The organism is Kocuria rhizosphaerae (assembly GCF_044462265.1).
GTDB lineage: Bacteria > Actinomycetota > Actinomycetes > Actinomycetales > Micrococcaceae > Kocuria > Kocuria rhizosphaerae.
Genome location: NZ_JBISWL010000021.1, coordinates 108254 through 130228, shown reverse-complemented (window position 1 = coordinate 130228; position 21975 = coordinate 108254). Strand labels below are relative to the sequence as shown.

The following is a 21975-nucleotide window of genomic DNA, read 5'->3' as shown; positions in this document are numbered from 1 at the left end:
GCTCAGACGCTATGGGTGTAGGCGGCGTCTGGGTCTTGTGGCCGGGGCCCCGCTTATGCAGAGTACGTGGATCACCCCGACCGGTCGGGGTCGGGGTGCCGACATGCATAGGAGGCCCCGGTGTTCACCGAGCGTACAAGTCTGGGACTGGATGTCCATGCCCGCAGCGTGAAGGCCTGCGCGATCGACAGCCTGACCGGCGAGATCATTCATCAGACCCTCAGCGCTGACACCGTCATGGTGGGCGAGTTCGTCGACGCTCTGGCCCGCGAGCACGGCCCCGTCCAGGTGACCTATGAGGCCGGACCGACCGGGTACGAACTCGCCCGCACCCTGATCGAGGCCGGCCACCGGGTCCAGGTCGCGGCGCCCTCGAAGCTGTTGCGGGCCTCCGGTGACAGGGTCAAGACCGACAAGAACGACGCGCTGCTGCTGGCCCGACTGGCCCGCAACGACGACATCATCGAGGTCACGATTCCCGACCGGTCCCGCGAGGTGGCACGGGACCTGGTGCGGGCCAGGGACGACGTGCGCCGGGACCTGATGAGCGCCCGTCACCGGCTGGGGAAGTTCCTCCTGCGCCACGGCCACGTCTACACCGGCGGCGAGGCGTGGAGCGGCAAGCACGAGGCCTGGATGCAGCAGATGGCCCGCCAGGACATCGCCGTGTTCGGCGAGGTCTCACGCATCGTGTTCGACGACTACCACGACGCGGTCGCCCACGCCCTGGCCCGCCGGTGCCGGTTGGACGCGCAGATCCTCCTGCTGGCCGAGGACTCCGAGTGGACCACGGTCACCCGGCGTCTGGCCTGCCTGCGGGGGATCTCGACCCTGACCGCGTTCTCTCTCGCGGTGGAGATCGGCGACTGGGACCGCTTCACGGGCCGGAACATCGCCTCATACCTGGGGCTGGTGCCCTCGGAGCACTCCTCCGGGCAAACCCGCTCCCAGGGCCAGATCACCAAGACCGGCAACGCCCACGCCAGGCGGTTGCTGATCGAGGCCGCCTGGCACCACAAGCCCCAGTACCGCCCGGGGAAGACGATGCGGGACCGGTGGGCCCTGGCACCGGCAGCCGTGGCCGAACGCGCCGATGCGGGCAACAGGCGCCTGCATCACCGCTGGAGCATGCTCAGCGAGCACAAGAAGCGTCACACGGTCGCGAACACAGCGATCGCCCGAGAGATGGCCGGCTGGTGCTGGTCGCTGGCGACCATGGACGCATGACCCACAGACCCGTTCACGGACCCGGCCACGGGAGATCTCCTGCGCGCCGCGCGCCGAGGAGACCAGCGATTCGACTGTGAGCAGTCACGAGATCCTCGTGGCCACGCTCGAGCTCAGACCAGCATCGCTCCTCGCGCCGAAACCAGCGTCATGCGGTAACCAACCCGCGGATATCAGACTGACCACGCGTCGAGACAACACGCCCGCAGAGATCACCCCAACCCCTCCATGAACGACGAAGCGGGGCACCCACCGATCAATGAGTGCCCCGCTTCACCCTGCCCTCTTGACAAGATCGACTACATATCAGTCGTAGACGGCCTTGACGCTGAGGACGGGGCAGGGGCTCTCGAGCAGGACGCGCTGTGCCGTGCTCGCCATGATGATCTTCCCGACCGGGGAGCGCCGCCGGATCCCCAGGACGATGAGCTCCGCCTCCCGCTCCCGTGCCGTGTCGAGGATGACGTCCGCGGGGTCGCTGTCCTGGTCGGGCTCGTGCAGCGTGTACCGCACGCCGGAGCGGGCGAGCTTCTCCCGCTCCACGTCGATGTCCGCGTTCGTCTCCGGGCCGGGGTGCCGCTTCGGCCGCGGCTGGACGACGACGAGATCGGTGTCCCGGCGCTCGGCCTCGACGATGGCGGCGTCCAGCGCGGCGTGTCCGGGGGCGGTGGGCATGTAGCCGACGACGACGGTCACGGGCTCTCCTCGGGTGGCGGCGGGAACGGAGGTCGGCTCAGGGGCCGCGGTGGGGGTCCTGGTCCTCGGGGTCGTCCTCCAGCCGGGCGAGGGCTTCCGGATCCTGGAAGCGCACCTTGCGGCCGAGGACCAGCCGGTCGTAGAGGAAGTTGACGATCCACAGGCCCAGGCCGATGAGCAGGAGCACCACGGCGATCTGGTACTCGATGAGGTCCTGCGCCCATGGGCCGACGAGATAGGCGCAGGTGACCGCGCCCAGGTAGGGCATCACTCGGGGGGCGTGGAAGTGGTCGTGCGTGGGGCCGTGGTCCCGGCGGAGGATGATCGTCGCGATGTTGACGACGGTGAAGACGCCCAGGAGCAGGAGGGCGGTGGTGCCGCCCAGGGCGCTCGCGGTCCCGCTGCCGAGCATGTTGTTGATCACCACGATCAGGCCCATGGCCAGGAGGGTGGTGAACACGACGGCGGTCCAGGGCGTCCGGCGCCCGCGCAGCACGTGTCCCAGGAAGGGCGGCAGCACGCCCTGGCGGGACATGCCGTAGAGGAGGCGGGAGGCCATGAGCATGTTGATCAGCGCGGTGTTGGCCACCGCGAAGATCGTCAGGAACGGATAGATCGTGTCGATCGGGATGTTGGGGGCCCCGATCCGGACCATGTCCAGCAGGGGAGTGGTGGACTCGCCCAGCACACCGATCGGCACCACGGCCACGGTGAAGATCGAGACGAGGATGTAGATGACGCCCGTGAGCCCGAGGCCGAAGAGCATCACGCGCGGGAAGTCGCGGCTGGGGTCCTTGGTCTCCTCGACCATGTTCACGGAGTCCTCGAAGCCGACGAAGGAGAAGAAGGCCAGCGACGTCACGGCCGTCAGGGCGAGGAAGATGCCCTTGTCCTCGGAGGTCTCGAAGATCATGGTCTGACTGAAGTCGGCCTGGCCCTGGAACGAGGCCCAGAAGCCCACCAGGATGACGATCAGCAGACCGGTCAGCTCGATCGACGTCAGCACGACGTTGAACGCCAGGCCCTCGGTCACGCCACGGATGTTGATGGCGGCCAGCAGGGCCATGAAGCACACCGCGATCACGGTGATGCCGGTCGTGCTCACGTCCATGCCGAAGCCCCGGGCGAAGTTCGAGGCGACGGCGGAGGCCGCCGTCGAGGCCGAGGTGAGACCGGAGCTCAGCACGGCGAACGTCACGAGGAACGTGACGAAGTGGATGCCGAAGGCCTTGTGCGTGTACAGGGCGGCGCCGGAGGCCCCCGGGTACTTGGTCACGAGTTCGAGGTAGGAGAACGCCGTGATGGTGGCCACCGCGAAGGCGATGAGGATCGGGGCCCACGCGGCACCGCCGATCTCACCGGCGATGTTGCCGGTCAGGGCGTACACCCCTGTGCCCAGGATGTCCCCCACGATGAACAGCAGGAGCAGGCCGGGACCCATGACGCGCTTGAGCTCGGGCTCCGGCCTGGGTCGTGTCGTGGGCTGGGCCGGATCGGTCATCGGGTGGCCTCGAATCGCTCGGGTCGGGCGGGGCGCCGGGAACGGAGAACGTGGCCACAGCCTATGCCACCTCCTGCGGCGGACCCAGCGGGCTGCCCGGCCGCGTCGGACTCCGGCTCGGGAGGGCGCGGCGTCCACCTCGTGCCGTGCCGTCGGGGCGGGCGACCCCCGTGACCGCCGGCGCGTGCCGGGCCGCCCCGGACCGCCGGGACGGCCCCCAGAACTGCCGCCTGTGTATGCCGATGACGATATAAACACTTGTCAGTTCGCTGTTCACCTGGAGCATCGGGCCTCCGATGGCCGGAGGGTCCCCCGGGATCCGGGACGCAGTGCGCAACGGTTGGATCACGTCCTCCGGCGCACCGGTCCGCCGGGGCTAGCGTGGAAACCTGTCCCGGTGGCCGGGCGGAGGAGGAGGACGGGCATGGGTGCGCTGCCGCTGGGCGACGAGGTCGTGACGGGGTGGTCCGGGCACGTCTACGTCGGGGTGAGCGTGGACGGCTTCATCGCCCGGCCCGACGGCGACCTCTCCTGGCTCGAGAGCCGCGGCGCGGCGGCAGCCGAGGCGGGGGCGGGAGACCTCGGGTACGAGGCCTTCATGGCCGGCATCGACGCCGTGCTCCTGGGCAGGGTCACCTACGAGCAGGTGCTCGGCTTCGGGGACTGGTCATACGGCGACCGGCCGGTCGTGGTCCTGGGCTCGAGATCCCGGGCACCACGGCTCGGGGCGACGGGGCGGGAGGAGCCCGCTCACAGGGTGCGGTGGGCGTCGACGGTCGCCGGGGCCGCGGAGCTGCTGGACGAGGTCGGCGCCCGGGAGGTCTATGTCGACGGAGGCGCCACGATCCGTTCGCTCCTCGACGCGGGCCGGATCACGGACCTGGTGCTCACCCGCGTTCCCGTGCTGCTGCGCGAGGGGATCTCCCCGTTCGCCGGCCACGGGAAGGACGTGGCGCTCGAGCTCGTGTCGGCCCGGTCCTATCCCGGCGGCCTGGTGCAGGAGACCTACCGGGTGGTGCCGGACCGTTCCCGGCCGCATCTCGTGCCCCGGTGAACCGGGGGCCACGGTGTGCTCACCGCGGCCCCCGGACTCCGCCGGCCGGCAGGGGTCAGTTGAAGTCCTTCGGGTCCGAGCCGATCCGCCCGCCGTTGTCGAGGCCGCCGATCGCCTCCACGTCCTCGGGGTCGAGACGGAGGTCCAGGGCCGCGAAGTTCTCACGGATCCGGGCCGGCGTGACGGTCTTGGGGAAGACCACGTTGCCGATCGCCAGGTGCCAGGCGATGACGGCCTGCCCGGGGGTGGCGCCGTGCTTGCGGGCCACCGCCTCGATGACCGGGTCCCGGAGGAGGTCCCCGCCCTGGCCGAGCGGGGACCACGCCTCGGTGACGATCCCGCGGGACGCGTTGAACTCCCGCAGCGCCGCCTGGTCGAAGTAGGGGTGGAGCTCGATCTGGTTGACCGCCGGGACCACGCCGGTCTCGTCGATGATCTCCTGGAGCTCCTCCCGGGGGAAGTTGGAGACACCGATGGACCGGGCCCTCCCGCTGTCGCGGATCTCCCGGAACGCCTGCCAGGTCTCCAGGTACTTCCCCCGCGCCGGGGTGGGCCAGTGGATGAGGTACAGGTCCACGTGGTCGAGGCCGAGACGCTCCAGGGAGGCGTCGACCGCCCGGAGTGCGGCGTCGTGACCCTGGTCGTCGTTCCACAGCTTGGTGGTCACGAAGATCTCGTCGCGCGGGATGCCGCTGTTCGCGACGGCGCGTCCGACGCCCTCCTCGTTGCCGTAGATCATGGCCGTGTCGATGTGCCGGTAGCCGGCCTCGAGGGCCTGGCCCACCACGTCCTCGGCGATGCCGGCGTCGACCTGCCAGACGCCGTAGCCGAGCTGCGGGATGCTGTTGCCGTCGGGGAGGGTGAGGGTGGGGGACGTCATCGTGGACTGCGTCATGGAGCACGCCTTTCGTCGGGGAACCGCCGTAGGGTGTCGGCGACGGGCCGGGAAGGTGCCCGATCCGGTGACCAAGTCTGGGCGCGGAGCCGCGGACCGGCAAGGCAGCAAGCATGCTTTCCGCTCTCAGCGCGAACGGGCCGGGGCCCTCGGCGGGTGGGCTCCGATGAGCTCAGCGGCGCCGGGCCAGCAGACGGGGCAGCGCCTCGGCCGCCCGCGCGCGCACCGTGTGGTCGGCGTGCGGGGTGAGCGCGGTGTCCACGGGGTTGACCTCGACCACGGGGACACCGCGGCCCGCCGCGACGAGCGGCAGGGAGGCGGCGGGCTGGACGAGGCCGGAGGTGCCCACGACCAGCACGAGGTCGGCCTCCGCCACGGCGTCGGCCGCACGCTCCAGGGCGCCGGGCGGCAGCGGCTCGCCGAACCACACGACACCGGGCCGCACCGCGCCCCCGCACGCCGGGCACTCCGGCGGACGCTCGCGGGCGTGCTCGTCGGCCGGGAGGTCGAGGCGGAGTTCCTCGGACGCGTCCCACGGCCGCTCGCACACGGAGCACCGGAACGCGAGCAGGCTGCCGTGCAGGTGGGCCAGGACCTCGGAGCCGGCCCGCTCGTGGAGGTCGTCGACGTTCTGGGTGACCACGTGGACGCGGCCGGTCCGGCGGGCGAGCGCGAGGTGCCCCGCATGGGGCCGGACGGCACGCAGCGTCCGGGCGCGCCACAGGTACCAGGACCAGACGAGCTCCCGGTCGGACTCCCAGGCCTCCGGCGTGGCCAGCTCTTCGGGGGACCAGCGCGCCCACCACCCCGTCCCCGGGTCGCGGAACGTGGGCACCCCGCTCTCGGCCGACATCCCGGCGCCGGTGAGAACGGTCACGGTGCGGGCCGAGCGCGTCAGGTCGAGCAGATCGGGATCGAGATCCTCCATGCCTTCCACGGTATACGCGCACCGGCCCCACGGACGGGGAACCCGGCGGCACGGCCGGGCGCGGGCGGTGAAACGCCCGGGCGCGTTGGTCGATCGGCGCGCGCACGTGATGGAATGGCAGTCATGAAGTTCAACGTCCAGCGCGTTCTCACCCCGGCCTATCTGACCTCGGTCGCCCTGATCGTGCTCGGGGTCTTCTTCGGCATGGTCTGGAACCCCGTCGCGGCGTGGGTGTTCGCGCTGGCCGGGCTCGTCCTCAACGCGGTGGCCGTCTCCGTCACCGCGATCGACGACGCGCCCCGGACCACCGGTGCGGAGGGTCGACGGCGACCCTCCCTCCCCGGCCGCCGGCCACGCACGGCCGGGGCGAACGCCGGCTCCCACGACGCCGGCTCCCACGACGCCGGCGGTCCGCGCCACGGCGACGCTCCGCCGGCCCGGCCCGGCCCGGCCGCCGAGCCGGAGGCCGAGACGCAGGCCACCCCGGTCGTGCCCCCGCGAGGATCGGCCGCCGTGAAGCCGCCTCACTGAGAACGGGCCGGACCCGGCCGGTCGCACCAGCCGGCCTGACGGGTCCGCCCGGACCGCGCGTTTCCTCCGACCGGACGGTTGTCAGACGTGTCCCTCCTCCTCGTGCTCGCCCTCACGGTTCTCCTGGTCCCTGCGGCCGCCGTGCTCGGGCGGTACGCGGGCCGGAACGCCGGCTGGCCCCTCGCCGCGGGCCTGCTCGTCCTCGCGGGCGCGCTGGTCACCGTGTGGAACGGGCGGGAGGATCCGCGGGGGGTGGTGCAGGAGGTCCCGTGGATGCCCACCCTGGGCGTGACCTTCCACCTGCGGGTCGACGGGCTCGGGCTGCTCTTCGGGCTCATCGTCCTGGTGATCGGCGCGGTGGTGATCGCCTGGTCGGCGCGCTACCTGGGGAGCGGGGACCACGCGTCCTTCTACACGCTGATGACCTTCTTCGCGGCGGCGATGCTGGGCCTCGTCCTGGCCGACGATCTCGTGCTCCTCCTCGTGGCGTGGGAACTGACCACGATGTGCTCGTTCCTGCTGATCGCCCGCTCCGGGCCCGCCGGCCGCGACCCCGCGATCCGGACGTTCCTGCTCACGGCGGCCGGCGGGCTGTGCCTGCTCACCGCGGTGGCGGTGATGTGGGCGGCGACGGGGACCACCCGGCTCAGCGCCGTGCTGGCCGACGACGTGTGGGGTGCGTCCCCCGGGGTCGCCGTGTCGGTGGCCGTCCTGGTCGCCGTGGCGGCCTTCACGAAGTCCGCGCAGTTCCCGTTCCACGCGTGGCTGCCGGACGCCATGGTGGCGATCACCCCGGTGAGCGCCTACCTGCACGCGGCGGCGATGGTGAAGGCCGGCATCTACCTCATGCTCCGCTTCACGGAGGCGCTCCACGCGGTGCCGGTGTGGAACGTCCTGCTGGTCTCGGTCGGACTGCTCACGGCGCTGATGGGGGCGGTCCTCGCGCTGCGGAGCCACGACCTCAAGGAGCTGCTGGCCTACTCAACGGTGAGCCAGCTGGGCTTCCTGACGGCGACCATCGGCATCGGCACGGAGTACGCGGCGGTCGGGGCGGCCGTGCACGTGGCGGCCCACGCGCTGTTCAAGGCGGCCCTGTTCATGGCCGTCGGCGTGGTCGACCACCAGGCGGGCACCCGGGACATCCGTGAGCTGTCCGGGCTGGCCCGCGCCATGCCCTGGACCGCGGGGACCATGGTCCTCGCCGCGGCCTCGATGGCGGGCCTGCCCCCGCTGTTCGGCTTCGTCTCCAAGGAGGCCGTGTTCAAGGCCCTCGCGCAGAGCCCCGCCACGGACGCGGCCGTGTGGCTCTCGGGGACGGTGGCGGTGATCGCGGCGGCCTGCACGTTCGCCTACTCGGCGCGGATGCTCACGGTGCTCCCGGGGCGCGTCCCGGCGGAGGCGCCCCGGGAGGCGTCGGCGGCGTTCCTGGCGCCCGTGGCCGTGGTGGCCCTCGCGGGCCTCGCCCTCGGACTCACGGGCCCTGCGGCCGGACCGCTCCTGGGAGCGGCCTCCGCCGCCGTCGCCGGGCCGGGGGCCGAGCCGGACCTGGGCCTGTGGCACGGGTGGTCGCCGGAGCTGTTGATGTCGCTGGCCGTGTTCGGCCTGGGCGGTCTGCTCGTGCTGGGGCGCCGGACCGTGGACCGCGCCCTGGGCCGGGGATCGTTCCCGGTGACCGGCGTCGGCGTGGTGGAGGCCTTCCGCGACGGGTCCATCGCGCTGGGGGAGCAGGTCGGCCGGCCCACCCGGTCCGACGTGCCGCACCGGCACCTGCTGCCGCCCGTCGTCGTGCTCGTGGCAGTGGCCGCCGTCGGCCTGGTGACGGTGGAGGTGCCCGGCCTCTACGGCGACCCGTCCACCATGACCGACTGGACACTGCTGGTCCTCGTCTTCATCGGGGTGGTCCTCGCCCTGCGGGCCCGCAGCCGCGTGGCGCTGCTGACGATCGCGGGCGACGTCGGCTTCGCGGTCGCCCTGTGGTTCTACGCCCTCGGGGCCACGGACGTGGCCCTGACGCAGCTGCTCGTGGAGGTGCTCACCGTCGTGGTCATCGTCCTGCTCCTCAACCGGCTGCCCTCCACGTTCCACCGCACCGGCCTCCGCCGGGGATGGGTGGCGGCGGCCGTGGCCGTCCTGGCCGGCGCGGGCGCGGCCGCCGCGACCTGGCTGCTCACGGACCGGCGCGCGCTGTCCCCCGCCGGCGAGTACTTCCTGGAGGAGGGCGAGGAGAACACGGGCGGGACGAACGTGGTCAACACGATCCTCGTGGACTTCCGTGCCCTGGACACCCTCGGCGAGCTGACGGTGCTGGGCGTGGCCGGGATCGCGATCGTGGTGGCCATCGAGTCGCGCGGGCTGCTGCCCAAGCGGCCGAGCCCGATCACCGAACCGGACAGCTCGCCGATCCGCAGCCCCCGGGACAACACCATGGTCCTGCGGGTCACCGCCCGCACCCTCGGCCCCGTCATCGTGGCGCTGTCGCTGTTCTTCCTCCTGCGCGGGCACAACGCCCCCGGCGGCGGGTTCATCTCCGCCCTGATCGGCGCCGCCGGCATCGCCCTGGTCTACCTCACGGCCCCCGACGACCGGGTCAGCCGGATGCGCCTGCCCTACACGCGGTTCATCGGCGCGGGCGTCGTGGTCGCGGTCGTGGTGGGGCTGCTCGGCCTGCTCGAGGGGTCGTTCCTCCGGCCGCTGCACCTCTCCGTGCTCGGCCTGCACGTCACCACGGCGCTGATCTTCGACGTCGGCGTGTACCTCGCCGTCGTCGGGGTCATCGTCGCCGCCATCAGCCGGCTGGGCGTCGACGAGAAGGAGCCCCTCCCGGTCCGCCACGCGGGCTCCGCCTCCTCGGTGCTGTACCCGAATCCCCCCGCCACCGCGACCACGGCCACGCCGCACAGCAGCGAGACGGCGCCCAGCGGCGTGGTGCACCATGACGGGGACCGGACCCTTCCCCCGTCGCCGGGCCGTCGGCGCCGTGCCCGCGGCCCCGGGGAGACCACCGGAAAGGAGCGCCGATGGCCATCGCCCTGACCGTCGGCGTGCTCGTCGCCGGCGGCGTGTTCATGATGCTGCGCCGCGGCATGGTCCGCGTCGTCATCGGCTTCATGCTGCTCAGCCACGCCGTGAACCTCGTCATCCTGGCGGCGGGCGGGGCCGACCGGCGCGGCGAGGCGCTCGGGTCGGGCCCGGACCCGGCGGTCACCGCCGATCCGCTGCCCCAGGCCTTCGTGCTGACCGCGATCGTCATCAGCTTCGCCGTGACCATCTACCTGCTCGTGCTCGCCGTGACCGGCGACGCCGACGACGACACCGACCTCGAGCTCACCGGCAGGGAGATGGAGACGCCGGTCCTCATCGACCGCGCCCCCGGGGGGTCCACAGCGCTCGCCGCCGACGAGCTGCGGCCCGGCCCGGTGCGCGGCACCGGCAGCCACGCCGCCGGGAGCCATGCCTCCCAGTGGAGGAGGCCCCCGGGTGGTCGCGGATGAGCGCGGGCCTGCTCCCGTTCTTCGTGGTCGTTCCGCTGCTCGCGGCGGGAGCGCTCGTGCTGCTGGGCGACCCCCGGCGCCTCGGCCGCATCACGCTGCTGGCCGTGCTCGGGGCGGACGTCGTGGCCTCCCTGTGGCTCGTGGCCGCCCTGGGGAGGGGCCCGACCGTGCTGGCCCACGCCGTCGGTCAGTGGCCGGTGGGGATCTCCATCCCGTTCGCCGCGGACATGCTCTCGGCGCTGATGCTGGCCATGACCGGTGCCCTCACGCTGATCAGCGCGTGGTTCGGCGTGGTCTCGCACCAGGCGCGCAAGCGGTTCTTCGCGCCCCTCGTGCTCGTGCTGACGGCCGGGTTCAACGGAGCCCTGCTGACGGCGGACCTCTTCAACCTGTTCGTGTTCATCGAGGTCATGCTCCTGCCGTCGTACGGGCTGATCATCCTGGCCCACCGCGGCCGCGGACGGCTGATGCAGGTCACCTCGGCGCGGATCTACGTGACCGTGAACCTGCTCGCCTCGACCGTGCTGCTGACCGGCGTCGCCCTGGTCTACGGCGTGGTGGGCACCGTCAACCTGGGAGAGCTCGCCGGCCGTGCCGCGGAGGACTCCGCACTGGCGATCGCGGTGGCCGTCGTGCTCGTCGCCCTGTCCGTCAAGGCGGCCGTCGTGCCCGTGCACGGCTGGCTGTCCCGGACCTATCCGTTCATGTCCCCAACGGTCACGGCCCTCTTCTCGGGGCTGCACACCAAGGTGGCGATCTATGCGATCTACCGGATCTACGCCGTGTTGTTCGACGGGGCGGAGGAGTTCCTGTGGGTCGGACTCGTGATGTTCTCCCTGACGATGGTCGTGGGAGTGCTCGGGGCGGTGGGCGAGCGGGACGCCCGCAGCGTGCTGGCGTTCCACATGGTCAGCCAGATCGGCTACATCCTGCTGGGTGTCGCCCTCTTCGGTCCCGCCGGGCTGACCGCGGGGATCTTCTACCTGCTCCACCACACGGTCGTGAAGGCGTCGCTGTTCCTGTCGGTCGGCGCGGTCGAGATCGCCTACGGGCGCCATCCCCTGGGCGAGGTCACGGGGCTGCTCAGGCGCGAGCCCCTGACCGCGGCCGTCTTCTTCGCGGCGGCCATGTCGCTCGTGGGTCTGCCGCCGTTCTCGGGCTTCGTGGCCAAGCTGGCCCTCGTCCTCGCCGCGTTCGGCGAGGGGCAGGTGGCGGTGGCGGCCGTGGCCGTGGTCGTGAGCCTGTTCACGCTGCTGTCCATGCTCAAGGTCTGGGGGAAGATGTTCCTGGGCGAGCCGGAGGACTCGTCCGGGGAGGTCGTGGGGTCGACCGGCGTGCGGGAGCGGCGCATCCCCGCGCGGCTCGTCGCCCCGGCGCTGGTCCTGGCCCTGGTGACGCTGACGTTCGGTGTGGGCGGGGAGCTGCTCCTGGGGGTCTCGGCCGTGGCGGCCGACGGCCTGGTCGACACCCGGGCGTACGTGGAGGCGGTGTTCGGGACGTGAAGTGGGTGACGTGGTTGCCCCGCGTGGTGGGGTTCGTGCTGTGGTTCACCAGGGAGGTCCTGGTCTCCAACCTCACGGTGATGCACGATGTGTTCACCGTGCGGCAACGGTCCTCCCCGATCGTCGTGCGCTTCCGGACCCGGTGCCGCAACGAGTTCGAGACCGCCACGCTGGCCATGCTCATCTCCCTCACCCCGGGAACCCTGACCCTGGCCACCGTCTTCCGGGACGGGGCCCGGAGCGGCGGGCCCGCCGGCTACGACCTGTACGTCCACGTCATGTACGACGACGACCCGGAGTCGGCCCGGCGCCGTCTGCGCGGATTCGAGGACCGGCTGCTGCGCGCGGCCCGACCGGAAGGAGCACCCCCGTGATCGGCATCCTCTTCGGCGTGCTGGTGCTGACGGTTTCCGTCGTCGTCGCCGGCATCCGCATGTTCGTGGGCCCCAACGACGCCAACCGGGTGATCGCCTCGGACCTGCTGTTCTTCTCGGTGATCGGGCTGATCGCCCTGCTGGGGGTCCTGGTGGGCAGCCGGGCGGTGTTCGACCTGGTGCTCGTGGCGACGCTGGTGGGCCTGCTGGCCACGGTGTCGCTCGCCCGGGCGCTGACCAACGGGAGGCGGTGAGCATGGTCTTCGACCCCGTCCTGCACGAGCACCTCTGGATGAGCGTCGTCGGCCAGGTGCTGATCGTGCTGGGGTCCCTGGTCTTCCTCACCGCCATGGTGGGCATCGTGCGCCTGCCCGACCTCTACACCCGGTCCTCGGCCGTGGCCACCGCGGCCGGCGTGGGAGTGGCCCTGATCCTCCTGGGCGTGTTCTTCTTCGTCCCGGGGGTCACGACCGCCGTCAAGCTGCTGGCCGCGGTGGTGCTCCAGCTCGTGACCTCCTCCGTGGGCGCCATGGCGGTCGTCCGGTCCGGCTACCTGATCGGCTCGGCCGTGTATTCTCCGACCCGGCACAACGAGCTGGGGGACGCCGCCGAGACGCTCCCCGGGAACGAGGAGGGAACGCCATGACCGCCACGGTGCGCAACGTCAACGTCGGCCGGCCCGAGGGGAACCCGGCCAAGCCGTCCCGGTCCACGGGCATCCGCAAGCACCCGGTGGACGGCCCGGTGGAGCTCCGCGACCCGGGCCCCCGCGGGGGCGACCGGGTCTCCGGGGTGGCCGGCGACTTCATCGGCGACAGCACGTACCACGGCGGCACCGAGCAGGCCGTCTACGCCTTCGCGCGCGAGGAGCTGGACCACTGGGAGCGCGAGCTCGGCCGGGAGCTCCCGGACGGATCCTTCGGCGAGAACCTCACGCTCTCGGGCTTCGACGTCGACGACGCACGGCTGGGCGACCGCTGGCGGATCGGCGACGTGCTGCTGCAGGTGACGGACGCCCGCATCCCGTGCGGCACCTTCCGGGCCGCCATGGAGGTGCGGGGCTGGTTGCGGAGGTTCACCGAGCGCGGCCGGACCGGAGCCTATCTCAAGGTCCTCGCACCGGGGGAGGTCCGGGCGGGAATGCCCGTCGAGCTGGTCCACCGCGCGACGCACGGGGTCCGGGTGGTGGACGCCTTCCGCGCCCAGACCACCGAGCGGGAGCAGCTGCCCGCCCTGCTGGCCGCCGGGGAGGACCTGCGGGACCAGCTGCGGCGGATGGCCGAGGAGCAGGTGCAGGACGCGGCGGGCCGGTGAGCGGGGCCGGGCAGGCTCAGTTCAGCGCGACGGCCCGGTAGACCTGCCGGACCTGCTCCTCGGACAGGCGGGTGTCGACCACCGTGGTCCCCTCGGGGTCGTGCCGCAGGAAGCGGACCGGCCCGTGCGAGCCGACCTCGAGGAGCAGCGCGGCGTCGGACTCGTAGACGGCCTCCACCACGGTGCGGAACCGGGAGCCGCGGACGGGGTTCACCGACAGGTCGAGACGGGCCCGGACCCGGCCGGCGCTGTCGGCGTCCGCCTCGTCCCCGGCCGGTTCCAGGGTCAGCTCCTGGACGACGCCGACGCCGTGGTCCACGACGTCGGCCAGCCGCCGTCCGAGCAGCGCCCGGACCGAGCCGAGGGTGCGTCGCAGCCGCCCCGCCCACCACAGGGCCGCTCCCACGAGGACCCCGGCGACCAGCACCAGGAACCACGTGGAGCCGGACCGCGACCACTGCTGCCACAGCAGGACCACGGCGACCGCGGCCAGGAGCGGGATCACCAGCAGGAGCCAGGCGCCCGCCCGCTCGCGCGGCGGCGGGCGGTCGGCGTCGTCCTCGCCGGCCCGCAGCCGCCGCACGACCTGGGCGTCGAAGTCGCGCTCGTCCGGGGGAAGGGGACGGGGCCAGGTGCCGAGGGAGTCCATGTCCACCATTATGGGCGGCTCCCGCCACGGGCCGCTCCGCGCGCGTCGGGGTCCGGGGCCGGTTTGATTGAGGCGTCAAACAATCACTCGTAGACTGGCGGCCATGACCGAGACCCGATGGCTGTCCCCCGAGGAGCGCGAGGCGTGGCTCGCCCTCGTCTCCATCATGTTCACCCTGCCCGGCAGCATCGAGTCGCAGCTGCAGGCCGAGGCGGAGCTGAGCCTCGCCGAGTACCTCGTCCTGGCCATGCTCTCCGAGGCCCCGGACCGCCGCCGCCGCATGTCCGACCTGGCCGCCGTCACCAACACCTCACAGTCCAGGCTCTCCCGGATCGTCGCGCGTCTGGAGCGCGACGGCCTCGTGGTGCGCACGGGGGACGTGAAGGACAAGCGGGTCGTGCTCGCGGAGATCACGGACCGTGGCCTGGAGAAGGTCGAGGAGGTCGCCCCCGGGCACGTGGAGCACGTGCGCCGCACGGTGGTCGACCGGCTCACGGCCGAGCAGGTCCGCCAGCTCGCCCTCATCGGACGCATCATCGACGACGACGCCTCGGGACCCACCGCGCTCGGACTGGCCGCCGAGCGCACGTGACGGCAAAATCCATGCCGTCGTAAAGGTTGCCACAGCAAGTAATTCTCGGCTACAGTGGTGACATGTCCACTACTGAAGCTCCTCAGCACACGTCCTCCGTCCGTTCCTCCGGCCCCGCCGCGCCGGTCCCCGGGACCGCCGCCGCGACCACCGGCCTGACCGTCCTGCGCGTGGTCCTCGGCATCACGTTCCTGCTCCACGGCTGGCAGAAGTTCTCCGAGTGGACCGTCGCCGGCACGGCGGCCTCCTTCGGCGAGATGGGGATCCCGATGGCCGAGATCTCCGCCCCGGTGGCCGCCGCCCTCGAGCTCGTGGGCGGGCTGCTGCTCGTCCTGGGTCTCGGCACCCGCGTGGTCGGCACCCTGCTGGCCCTCGAGATGCTCGGCGCCCTGGTCCTGGTGCACCTCGCCGGCGGCTTCTTCGTCGCCGAGGGCGGGATCGAGCTCGTCCTGCTGCTCGCCGCCGCGTCGCTGCTGTACGCCCTCGCCGGCGCCGGCCGCTGGTCCGTCGACGCCCTGATCGCCGCCCGGCGCCGCCGGGCCGCCTGACCCTCGTTCCCCGGGCCACGGGCCCCTGCGCCGCGGTACGCCGCGGCGTAGGGGCCCGTGGCCGTCCCGCCGGGCGTCGGGCGGGGGCACCCCTCCACGGGGCCACGTGACGGGGCCTGCGGGTCGGTGTCGGCGGGGGCGCGTAAGATCGGTCCGGCGCGGCGCGCACCTCGGCGTCGCGCCGGATCCAGCGCGGGTGGTCCCCGCAGATCGGGGCAGGCCGATGAGCATGCAGAACTCGCCGCACATGGTCATGTGGCGCACGGTCCAGGGCCAGCAGGTCAAGGACCGTCGCATCGACCGCGGCACCATCCGGCGGATCGTCTCCTTCGCCCGCCCGCACCGGACGAGACTCACCGTGTTCCTGGTGATCTCGGTGCTCACGGCGCTGCTCGGCGTGGTCACGCCGATCCTGGCCGGTGACGTCGTCAACGCCATCACCGGCGGCGACGAGGTCTCCGTGGTGGTCTGGCTCGCCGTGGCCATCGCCGTCGTCGCGGTCGTGGACGCCGGCCTGGGCGTCCTCAACCGCTGGTTGTCCTCCCAGATCGGGGAGGGTCTCATCCTCGACCTGCGCACCACCGTCTACGACCACGTGCAGCGGATGCCCATCGCCTTCTTCACCCGCACCCGCACCGGAGCCCTCGTCTCCCGGCTCAACAACGACGTCATCGGCGCCCAGCGGGCGTTCTCCAACACCCTCTCCGGGGTCGTCAGCAACATCGTCTCCCTGCTGCTGACCGTGGTCGTGATGGTCTCGATCTCCTGGCAGGTCACCGCGCTGTCGGTCCTGCTGCTGCCGATCTTCCTGGTCCCCGCACGGGCCATGGGCGGGCGCCTCGCGAGCCTGCAGCGCGAGGCCGCCCAGCACAACGCCTCGATGTCCACGCAGATGACCGAGCGTTTCTCCGCCGGCGGGGCCACGCTCGTCAAGCTCTTCGGCCGTCCGGAGACCGAGGCGGCCGAGTTCGCCCACCGCGCCGGACGCGTCCGGGACATCGGGGTGCGCGTGGCCATGCTGCAGGCCACGTTCGTCACCGCGCTGACCCTCGTCTCCGCGCTGGCCCTGGCGCTCGTCTACGGGCTGGGCGGTGCGCAGGCGATCCTCGGGAACCTGGACGCCGGCGACGTCGTGACCCTCGCGCTGCTGCTGACCCGCCTCTACACACCCCTGACCATGCTCGCGAACGCCCGGATGGACGTCATGAGCGCGGTCGTGAGCTTCGAGCGGGTCTTCGAGATCCTCGATCTCGTGCCCCTGATCCAGGAGCGGCCCGGCGCACGCGAGATCCCGTCCGGCCCGGTCCCCGTGGAGTTCGACGACGTGCACTTCGCCTATCCCTCCGCGGAGGAGGTCTCCCTGGCCTCGCTGGAGGACGTCGCGGTGCTGGACGGCCGCGGCGGCGAGGAGGTCCTGCACGGGGTGGGCTTCCGGGTGCTCCCCGGCCGGACCGTCGCGCTGGTGGGGTCCTCCGGCGCCGGCAAGTCGACCATCGCCCAGCTCGTGGCCCGGCTCTACGACGTCACGTCCGGGCGCGTGCTGATCGGCGGGACGGACGTGCGGGACGCGACCTTCGCGTCCCTCCGGGAGACGATCGGCATGGTGACCCAGGACGGGCACCTGTTCCACGAGTCGATCCGGGCGAACCTGGCCCTGGGGCGCCCCGACGCGACCGACGACCAGCTGTGGGACGCCCTGGCCCGGGCGCGGATGCAGCACGTCATCCGGGCGCTGCCCGACGGGCTGGACACGGTGGTGGGCGAGCGCGGCTACCGGCTCTCCGGGGGAGAGCGTCAGCGGCTCACGATCGCCCGACTGCTGCTGGCCGCCCCGCGGGTGGTCATTCTCGACGAGGCGACCTCGGCGCTGGACTCGACCAACGAGGCCTACGTCCAGGCGGCGCTGCGGGAGGCGATGGCGGGGCGCACCGCCCTCGTCATCGCGCACCGGCTCTCGACCATCCGCTCCGCCGACCAGATCCTCGTGGTCGAGGAGGGCCGGATCGTCGAGCGCGGGCGGCACGCGGAGCTGCTGGCCCTGGGCGGACGCTACGCGGAGCTCTACGAGACGCAGTTCGCGGACCAGGAGGTCTGACACGTGCACCGGGCCGTCCTCGCGCCGTTCCCCGAGGACCTCGCCGCGAGGCTGGGGATCGACGCCACGCACGCCCTCGCCGTGGTGCTCTCGGCCGTGGGCATCTACCTGGCGTTCCTGGTGCTCGTGCGGATCTTCGGACAGCGGGTGCTGTCGGGGATGTCGACGTTCGACGTCGTGGTGACCGTGATGGTCGGGGCGGTGGCCGGCCGGGTGGTGCTCGGGCACCCGCCGACCCTGGCCGCGGGGGTGCTCGGGCTGGCGACGCTCTTCGCCCTGGAAGCCGGTTTCGGGCGCATCCGCGCCGGGGTGCGCGGTGCCGCCGTGATGAACGCGCCGGCGGTGCTGCTCATGGCCGGCGAGCGGATCCTCGAGCGCAACCTGCACCGGGCCCACGTCGTGGAGGCCGAGCTCTTCGGGGCCCTGCGCAAGGCGGGCGTGCGGAGCCTCGAGGAGATCGCGTGCGTGGTCTTCGAACCCTCCGGCACGATCAGCGTCCTGCGCCGCGGCGAGCCGGTGGACCCCCGGCTGCTCCGCGGGGTCCGTGATGCGCACCTGGTGCCGCGGGAACTCCTGCGCGGGGAGCCGGACGGCCGCTGAGCAGCGGGGCCCGGGTGCGGTCGGGACCCACCCGCCGCCGGGCGGCCGCCCGGGCGGCCGGGACGCTCACTGCTTGGGCGACCAGAAGCGGCGGTCGCGGTCCCACTGGACCGTGCCGCCGTGGGCCTTGCGGAAGGCCGCCAGCACCTCTTTGCTGATCGCGGTGTGACCGTTCTCGAGCGTCCGGACCCACTCGGGCCCGAACCTCTCGGGGATCTCCTGGACCGCCTGGTCCTGGGACAGCCGTCCCTCGGTGCGGATGCGGTCCACCATCCAGGCGGCGATGTCCTGTGCGCTCGTCATGGCACGAGCCTACGCGGGTCGGAGCCCCGGCCGACGGGGGTGGCCGCGGTGGCGGCCGGGTGGAACCATGGGCCCATGGTGCGCGTGCGGACGGCCGGCCCCTCGGAGCTCGCGGCGGCGGGGCGGCTCCTCGACGCGTTCAACCGCGAGTTCGGCGATCCCACGCCTGGGGCGGAGTGGCTCTCGCGCCGGCTCGCGGAGCTCGTGGGGCGCGGCGGCACGATCGTGCTCCTGGCGGGGGAGGGGCCGGACGCGATCGCGGTGGTCCGGGTCCGGCCCGGACTGTGGTCGGCGGGCGACGAGTGGTACCTCGCCGAGCTCTACGTGGTGCCCGGGCGACGGGGACACGGCGTGGGCCGGGCGCTGCTGAGCGCCGTTCTCGAGCGGGCCCGCGCGGCCGGCGCCGATCTGGTGGACGTGGCGACGAGCGAGGACGACGTCGCGGCCCGGGCGCTCTACGAATCGGTGGGCTTCACCCGCTTCGAGGGCGGGGACGGCGGGCTGACCTTCTCCTACGAGCTGGAGCTCTGAGCTCTGACGCGACGCCTCAGGCGAGCCGCACCACGGTGCGGGCGTCGGCGTCCCAGCGCCGCACGGCCACGGCCCGCAGGGGCGCGGGGTGCGGCTCGAGGACCTCGAGCGCCGTGGCCACCTGCTCCGGACGCATCCGCCGGGCCAGGGTCACGTGCGGGGTCCACGCGCCGGGGTAGGAGGTGCGGACCTGCCCGCGCACGGTGCCCACGGCGGTGCAGACCCGCCGGTGCAGCTCGAGCAGCTCCGGAGTGGTCACGACCTGGCGCACCACCACGTAGCCGCCCCGGCCCGGCCCGAACAGCAGCACTCCCGCGGTGGCCAGCGGCAGGTCCACGAACCCGGCGGCCGCGGCGACCCGCTCGTCGATGCCGGGGACCGTCTCCGGCGCGAGGGAGGGCGCCGCCACGAGGGTGATGTGGGGCCTGTTGGTGTCGGAGCGGTGCCGCCCGGAGCTGGGCAGTCCGGCCTCGACCAGCCGTTCCCAGTCGGCGCGCACCGACGCCTCGGCCGCCTCGCCGAGCAGCAGCTCCAGGCTGTGCATCGCCCACCTCCTCCGTGCGCGCCGGGCCCGTGTGCGGGCCGTCCCGGTGGACGCGAGTCTAGCGGGGGGCTCCGGAGGCGCGCGCCTATACTGGCCGGACGCCGAGGGGAGGATCTCCATGACCGACATCGCGATCCGCTTCGACGGCGCCGGCAAGACGTACCCCGACGGGACCACGGCCGTCGACGCCCTGGACCTCGAGATCCCCCGGGGGTCGCTCACCGTCTTCGTCGGTCCCTCCGGCTGCGGCAAGACGACCTCCCTGCGGATGATCAACCGCATGGTCGAGCCGACCTCGGGCACGATCACCGTGGAGGGCCGCGACATCGCCTCGGTGCCGGCCCACGAGCTGCGCCGTTCCATGGGCTACGTGATGCAGCAGTCCGGGCTGCTCCCGCACCGCACCGTGCTCGACAACATCGCGACCGTTCCCCGGCTCAACGGCGTCCCCCGGAAGCAGGCGCGGGAACGGGCCCGCGAGCTGCTGACCACAGTCGGTCTCGACGCGGCGCTCGGCGGGCGGTACCCGGCCCAGCTCTCCGGCGGGCAGCAGCAGCGTGTCGGGGTGGCCCGGGCGCTCGCCGCGGACCCGCCGGTCCTGCTGATGGACGAGCCGTTCTCCGCCGTGGACCCGGTGGTGCGCCAGGACCTGCAGCGCGAGCTCCTGGACCTGCAGCAGCGCCTGCACCGCACGATCGTCTTCGTCACCCACGACATCGACGAGGCCGTCCTGCTCGGCAACCGGGTGGCGGTCTTCGCCACGGGCGGTCGCCTGGCCCAGTACGCCACCCCGGAGGAGCTGCTGCGGGCGCCCGCCGACGACTTCGTGGCGGACTTCGTGGGCCGCGACCGCGGCTTCCGCTCGCTGACCTTCGACCCGGCCCACGACATCCCCGTGCGGCCGGTGGCCACCGTGCGCCCGGACGGCGGCCACGGCGTCGCGGGGCCGGGCGCGGACCCGCTCCCCGGGGGGTGGGTGCTGCGGGTGGACGACGACGGCGCCCCGCGCGGCTGGGTGCGCGGCGGCGCCGAGGACGAGCCCGTGGTCGGGGGCACGCTGCACCGGCCCGGAGGCTCCCTGCGCAGCGCCCTGGACGCCGCGCTGTCCTCGCCCTCGGGGCTGGCGGTGGTCGTCGACGACGACGGCCGGGCCGCCGGCGTCATGGAACCGGCGGAGATCGTGGCGGCCATCGAGGACGCGCGGCTCGGCGGGCGGACGCCGCGATGACCTGGACGGCCCGGAACTGGCCCTACGTCCTGGAGCTCACGGGCACGCACCTCGTCCAGTCCGTGCTGCCGCTGCTGTTCGGGGTGCTCGTCGCGGTCCCCGTCGCCCGGCTCGCCACGCGAAACCCGGTGCTGCGCCCGGTGCTCGTCACGGGCTCCTCCCTGCTGTACACCATCCCCTCACTGACGCTGTTCGTCGTCCTCCCCCTGGTCCTCGGCACGCAGATCACGTCGGTGGTCAACGTCGTCGTGGCACTGACGGTCTACGTCGTGGCCATCCTCGTCCGGTCCTCCGTGGACGCCTTCGAGTCGGTGGACCGGGACGTCCTGCAGGCGTCCACCGCGATGGGCTACCGTCCCCTGCGGCGCTTCCTGGCCGTCGAGCTGCCGCTGGCCGTCCCGGTGCTCGTCGCCGGGCTGCGGGTCGCCTCCGTCAGCAACATCTCGATGGTCAGCGTGGGCGCCGTGATCGGCGTCCGCTCCCTCGGCACCCTCTTCACCGACGGGTTGCGCCGGTCGATCCTCGAGGAGATCGTGGTCGGCATCGTCCTGACCGTGGTCCTGGCGGTGCTCGTCGACCTGGTGCTGCGGGGCACGGGACACGCGCTCACCCGATGGCAGCGGGCGGGGACCGCCCGGAGGCCCCTGCCCCGCGTGCGGCGGGGGGCGGAGAGATGAGCTTCCTCGGCTCGGCGGTCGCCTGGCTGTCGGACCCCGGGAACTGGTCCGGGTCGGGTGGCATCCCGGTCCGGCTGCTCGAGCACCTGGGGTACAGCGGCGTGACGCTGGCCGTGGCCCTGGCCGTGGCCGTCCCGCTGGGCCTGTGGGTCGGGCACACCGGGCGCGGCTCCGGCGTCGTCGTCGGCCTGGCGGGGGCCCTGCGGGCGCTGCCCACCCTGGGCCTGCTGACCCTGTTCACCCTGCTGCTGGGCCTGGGGGCCGTGCCGCCGATCATCGCGCTGGTGCTGCTGGCGATCCCGCCGATCCTCTCGGGAACCTACGCGGGGATCGCGAACGTGTCCCCGGCCCTCAAGGACGCCGGCACCGCCATGGGGATGACGGGGGCCCAGGTGCTGGCCCGCGTCGAGCTGCCGAACGCGCTGCCCGTGATCCTCGGCGGGATCCGCAACGCGGCCCTGCAGGTCGTGGCGACCGTGACCGTGGTCGCCTACATCAACCTCGGCGGACTGGGCCGCTACCTCATCGACGGCCTGGCGGTGCGCGACTACGACCGGATGCTGGGGTCCGTGGTGCTCGTGGCGCTGCTCGCGCTCACCGTGGACGCGGCCCTCGCCCTCGCCCAGCGGCTCGCCACCTCACCCGGCCTGCGCCCGGCCGCCTGACCCCCGACCCACCCGACCGACAGGAGAACC

25 protein-coding genes are annotated in these 21975 nt (G+C 72.9%); 18 read left to right on the top strand and 7 right to left on the bottom strand.

The annotated features are described in order from the left end of the window. Window positions 1–120 precede the first annotated feature (120 nt). Window positions 121–1227, top strand: coding sequence for an IS110 family RNA-guided transposase (locus ACH9EU_RS03135; RefSeq protein ID WP_396412476.1), 1107 nt, complete (start codon window positions 121–123; stop codon window positions 1225–1227). 306 nt (window positions 1228–1533) lie between these two features. Here the strand turns inward: ACH9EU_RS03135 and ACH9EU_RS03130 are convergent, their stop codons facing one another. Both ACH9EU_RS03130 and ACH9EU_RS03125 read right to left on the bottom strand, forming a co-directional pair. Next, window positions 1534–1923, bottom strand: coding sequence for a universal stress protein (locus ACH9EU_RS03130; RefSeq protein ID WP_396412475.1), 390 nt, complete (start codon window positions 1921–1923; stop codon window positions 1534–1536). A 37-nt stretch (window positions 1924–1960) separates the two neighbouring features. Then, window positions 1961–3424 carry an amino acid permease gene (locus ACH9EU_RS03125; protein ID WP_396412474.1) on the bottom strand — a complete coding sequence of 488 codons (1464 nt, stop codon included), beginning with the start codon at window positions 3422–3424 and terminating at the stop codon, window positions 1961–1963. A gap of 424 nt (window positions 3425–3848) precedes the next feature. Between ACH9EU_RS03125 and ACH9EU_RS03120 the strand changes: the two genes are divergently transcribed. Next, on the top strand, window positions 3849–4478 hold the full coding sequence (locus tag ACH9EU_RS03120) for a dihydrofolate reductase family protein (RefSeq protein WP_396412473.1): 630 nt from the start codon (window positions 3849–3851) through the stop codon (window positions 4476–4478). Window positions 4479–4533: 55 nt separating this feature from the next. On the opposite strand, the gene ACH9EU_RS03115 is transcribed toward ACH9EU_RS03120, so the two are convergent. After that, window positions 4534–5373: an aldo/keto reductase gene (locus ACH9EU_RS03115; RefSeq protein WP_396412472.1), complete on the bottom strand. Its 840-nt coding sequence runs from the start codon at window positions 5371–5373 to the stop codon at window positions 4534–4536. Window positions 5374–5545: 172 nt separating this feature from the next. After that, window positions 5546–6301, bottom strand: coding sequence for an NAD-dependent protein deacylase (locus ACH9EU_RS03110; RefSeq protein ID WP_396412471.1), 756 nt, complete (start codon window positions 6299–6301; stop codon window positions 5546–5548). A 123-nt stretch (window positions 6302–6424) separates the two neighbouring features. Here ACH9EU_RS03110 and ACH9EU_RS03105 point away from each other — a divergent pair, with 123 nt between their 5' ends. The 8 genes from ACH9EU_RS03105 to ACH9EU_RS03070 all read left to right on the top strand — a co-directional run bounded on the left by ACH9EU_RS03105 (window position 6425) and on the right by ACH9EU_RS03070 (window position 13513). Next, window positions 6425–6832: a hypothetical protein gene (locus tag ACH9EU_RS03105; RefSeq protein WP_396412470.1), complete on the top strand. Its 408-nt coding sequence runs from the start codon at window positions 6425–6427 to the stop codon at window positions 6830–6832. 87 nt (window positions 6833–6919) lie between these two features. Beyond that, entirely contained in the window at window positions 6920–9865 is a 2946-nt protein-coding gene (locus ACH9EU_RS03100) for a DUF4040 family protein (RefSeq protein WP_396412469.1), read from the top strand. Next, a complete protein-coding gene (locus ACH9EU_RS03095; RefSeq protein ID WP_396412468.1) occupies window positions 9850–10323 on the top strand; it encodes a sodium:proton antiporter in 474 nt (157 codons plus the stop codon). Before ACH9EU_RS03100 ends, ACH9EU_RS03095 begins: the two co-directional genes overlap by 16 nt. Beyond that, complete coding sequence (locus tag ACH9EU_RS03090; RefSeq protein ID WP_396412467.1) at window positions 10320–11825, top strand: monovalent cation/H+ antiporter subunit D family protein; 1506 nt, start codon at window positions 10320–10322, stop codon at window positions 11823–11825. The genes ACH9EU_RS03095 and ACH9EU_RS03090 overlap by 4 nt, the downstream gene beginning before the upstream one ends. Further along, complete coding sequence (locus ACH9EU_RS03085; protein ID WP_396412466.1) at window positions 11822–12199, top strand: Na+/H+ antiporter subunit E; 378 nt, start codon at window positions 11822–11824, stop codon at window positions 12197–12199. The genes ACH9EU_RS03090 and ACH9EU_RS03085 overlap by 4 nt, the downstream gene beginning before the upstream one ends. Continuing rightward, window positions 12196–12453 (top strand): monovalent cation/H+ antiporter complex subunit F, encoded by a 258-nt coding sequence (locus tag ACH9EU_RS03080; RefSeq protein WP_396412465.1) that lies wholly within the window; start codon window positions 12196–12198, stop codon window positions 12451–12453. The genes ACH9EU_RS03085 and ACH9EU_RS03080 overlap by 4 nt, the downstream gene beginning before the upstream one ends. 2 nt (window positions 12454–12455) lie before the next feature. Continuing rightward, window positions 12456–12845 carry a monovalent cation/H(+) antiporter subunit G gene (locus ACH9EU_RS03075; protein WP_396412464.1) on the top strand — a complete coding sequence of 130 codons (390 nt, stop codon included), beginning with the start codon at window positions 12456–12458 and terminating at the stop codon, window positions 12843–12845. Next, on the top strand, window positions 12842–13513 hold the full coding sequence (locus ACH9EU_RS03070) for an MOSC domain-containing protein (RefSeq protein ID WP_396412463.1): 672 nt from the start codon (window positions 12842–12844) through the stop codon (window positions 13511–13513). Before ACH9EU_RS03075 ends, ACH9EU_RS03070 begins: the two co-directional genes overlap by 4 nt. A 16-nt stretch (window positions 13514–13529) precedes the next feature. Here ACH9EU_RS03070 and ACH9EU_RS03065 read toward each other — a convergent pair whose 3' ends face one another. Then, entirely contained in the window at window positions 13530–14162 is a 633-nt protein-coding gene (locus tag ACH9EU_RS03065) for a hypothetical protein (protein ID WP_396412462.1), read from the bottom strand. A 103-nt stretch (window positions 14163–14265) separates the two neighbouring features. On the opposite strand from ACH9EU_RS03065, the gene ACH9EU_RS03060 reads away from it, so the two are divergent. The 4 genes from ACH9EU_RS03060 to ACH9EU_RS03045 all read left to right on the top strand — a co-directional run bounded on the left by ACH9EU_RS03060 (window position 14266) and on the right by ACH9EU_RS03045 (window position 17997). Further along, window positions 14266–14754, top strand: coding sequence for a MarR family transcriptional regulator (locus ACH9EU_RS03060; RefSeq protein WP_396412461.1), 489 nt, complete (start codon window positions 14266–14268; stop codon window positions 14752–14754). 62 nt (window positions 14755–14816) lie between these two features. Beyond that, the gene (locus ACH9EU_RS03055) at window positions 14817–15302 is read left to right on the top strand and encodes a DoxX family membrane protein (RefSeq protein WP_396412460.1); all 486 of its coding nucleotides are present in this window, start codon (window positions 14817–14819) and stop codon (window positions 15300–15302) included. Window positions 15303–15525: 223 nt separating this feature from the next. Then, a complete protein-coding gene (locus ACH9EU_RS03050) occupies window positions 15526–17397 on the top strand; it encodes an ABC transporter transmembrane domain-containing protein (protein WP_396412459.1) in 1872 nt (623 codons plus the stop codon). A 3-nt stretch (window positions 17398–17400) separates the two neighbouring features. After that, the gene (locus ACH9EU_RS03045; protein ID WP_396412458.1) at window positions 17401–17997 is read left to right on the top strand and encodes a YetF domain-containing protein; all 597 of its coding nucleotides are present in this window, start codon (window positions 17401–17403) and stop codon (window positions 17995–17997) included. A gap of 66 nt (window positions 17998–18063) precedes the next feature. Here ACH9EU_RS03045 and ACH9EU_RS03040 read toward each other — a convergent pair whose 3' ends face one another. Continuing rightward, on the bottom strand, window positions 18064–18300 hold the full coding sequence (locus ACH9EU_RS03040; protein ID WP_396412457.1) for a DUF6953 family protein: 237 nt from the start codon (window positions 18298–18300) through the stop codon (window positions 18064–18066). A gap of 75 nt (window positions 18301–18375) precedes the next feature. Here ACH9EU_RS03040 and ACH9EU_RS03035 point away from each other — a divergent pair, with 75 nt between their 5' ends. After that, window positions 18376–18831: a GNAT family N-acetyltransferase gene (locus tag ACH9EU_RS03035; RefSeq protein ID WP_396412456.1), complete on the top strand. Its 456-nt coding sequence runs from the start codon at window positions 18376–18378 to the stop codon at window positions 18829–18831. A 16-nt stretch (window positions 18832–18847) separates the two neighbouring features. Here the strand turns inward: ACH9EU_RS03035 and ACH9EU_RS03030 are convergent, their stop codons facing one another. Next, complete coding sequence (locus ACH9EU_RS03030; protein ID WP_396412455.1) at window positions 18848–19375, bottom strand: 2'-5' RNA ligase family protein; 528 nt, start codon at window positions 19373–19375, stop codon at window positions 18848–18850. Between the two features lie 118 nt (window positions 19376–19493). Between ACH9EU_RS03030 and ACH9EU_RS03025 the strand changes: the two genes are divergently transcribed. The 3 genes from ACH9EU_RS03025 to ACH9EU_RS03015 are packed head-to-tail and all read left to right on the top strand — an operon-like array spanning window position 19494 to window position 21945. After that, window positions 19494–20603, top strand: coding sequence for an ATP-binding cassette domain-containing protein (locus ACH9EU_RS03025; protein ID WP_396412454.1), 1110 nt, complete (start codon window positions 19494–19496; stop codon window positions 20601–20603). Next, window positions 20600–21280 (top strand): ABC transporter permease subunit, encoded by a 681-nt coding sequence (locus ACH9EU_RS03020; protein ID WP_396412453.1) that lies wholly within the window; start codon window positions 20600–20602, stop codon window positions 21278–21280. Before ACH9EU_RS03025 ends, ACH9EU_RS03020 begins: the two co-directional genes overlap by 4 nt. Further along, the gene (locus tag ACH9EU_RS03015) at window positions 21277–21945 is read left to right on the top strand and encodes an ABC transporter permease subunit (protein ID WP_396412452.1); all 669 of its coding nucleotides are present in this window, start codon (window positions 21277–21279) and stop codon (window positions 21943–21945) included. The genes ACH9EU_RS03020 and ACH9EU_RS03015 overlap by 4 nt, the downstream gene beginning before the upstream one ends. Window positions 21946–21975 lie beyond the last annotated feature (30 nt).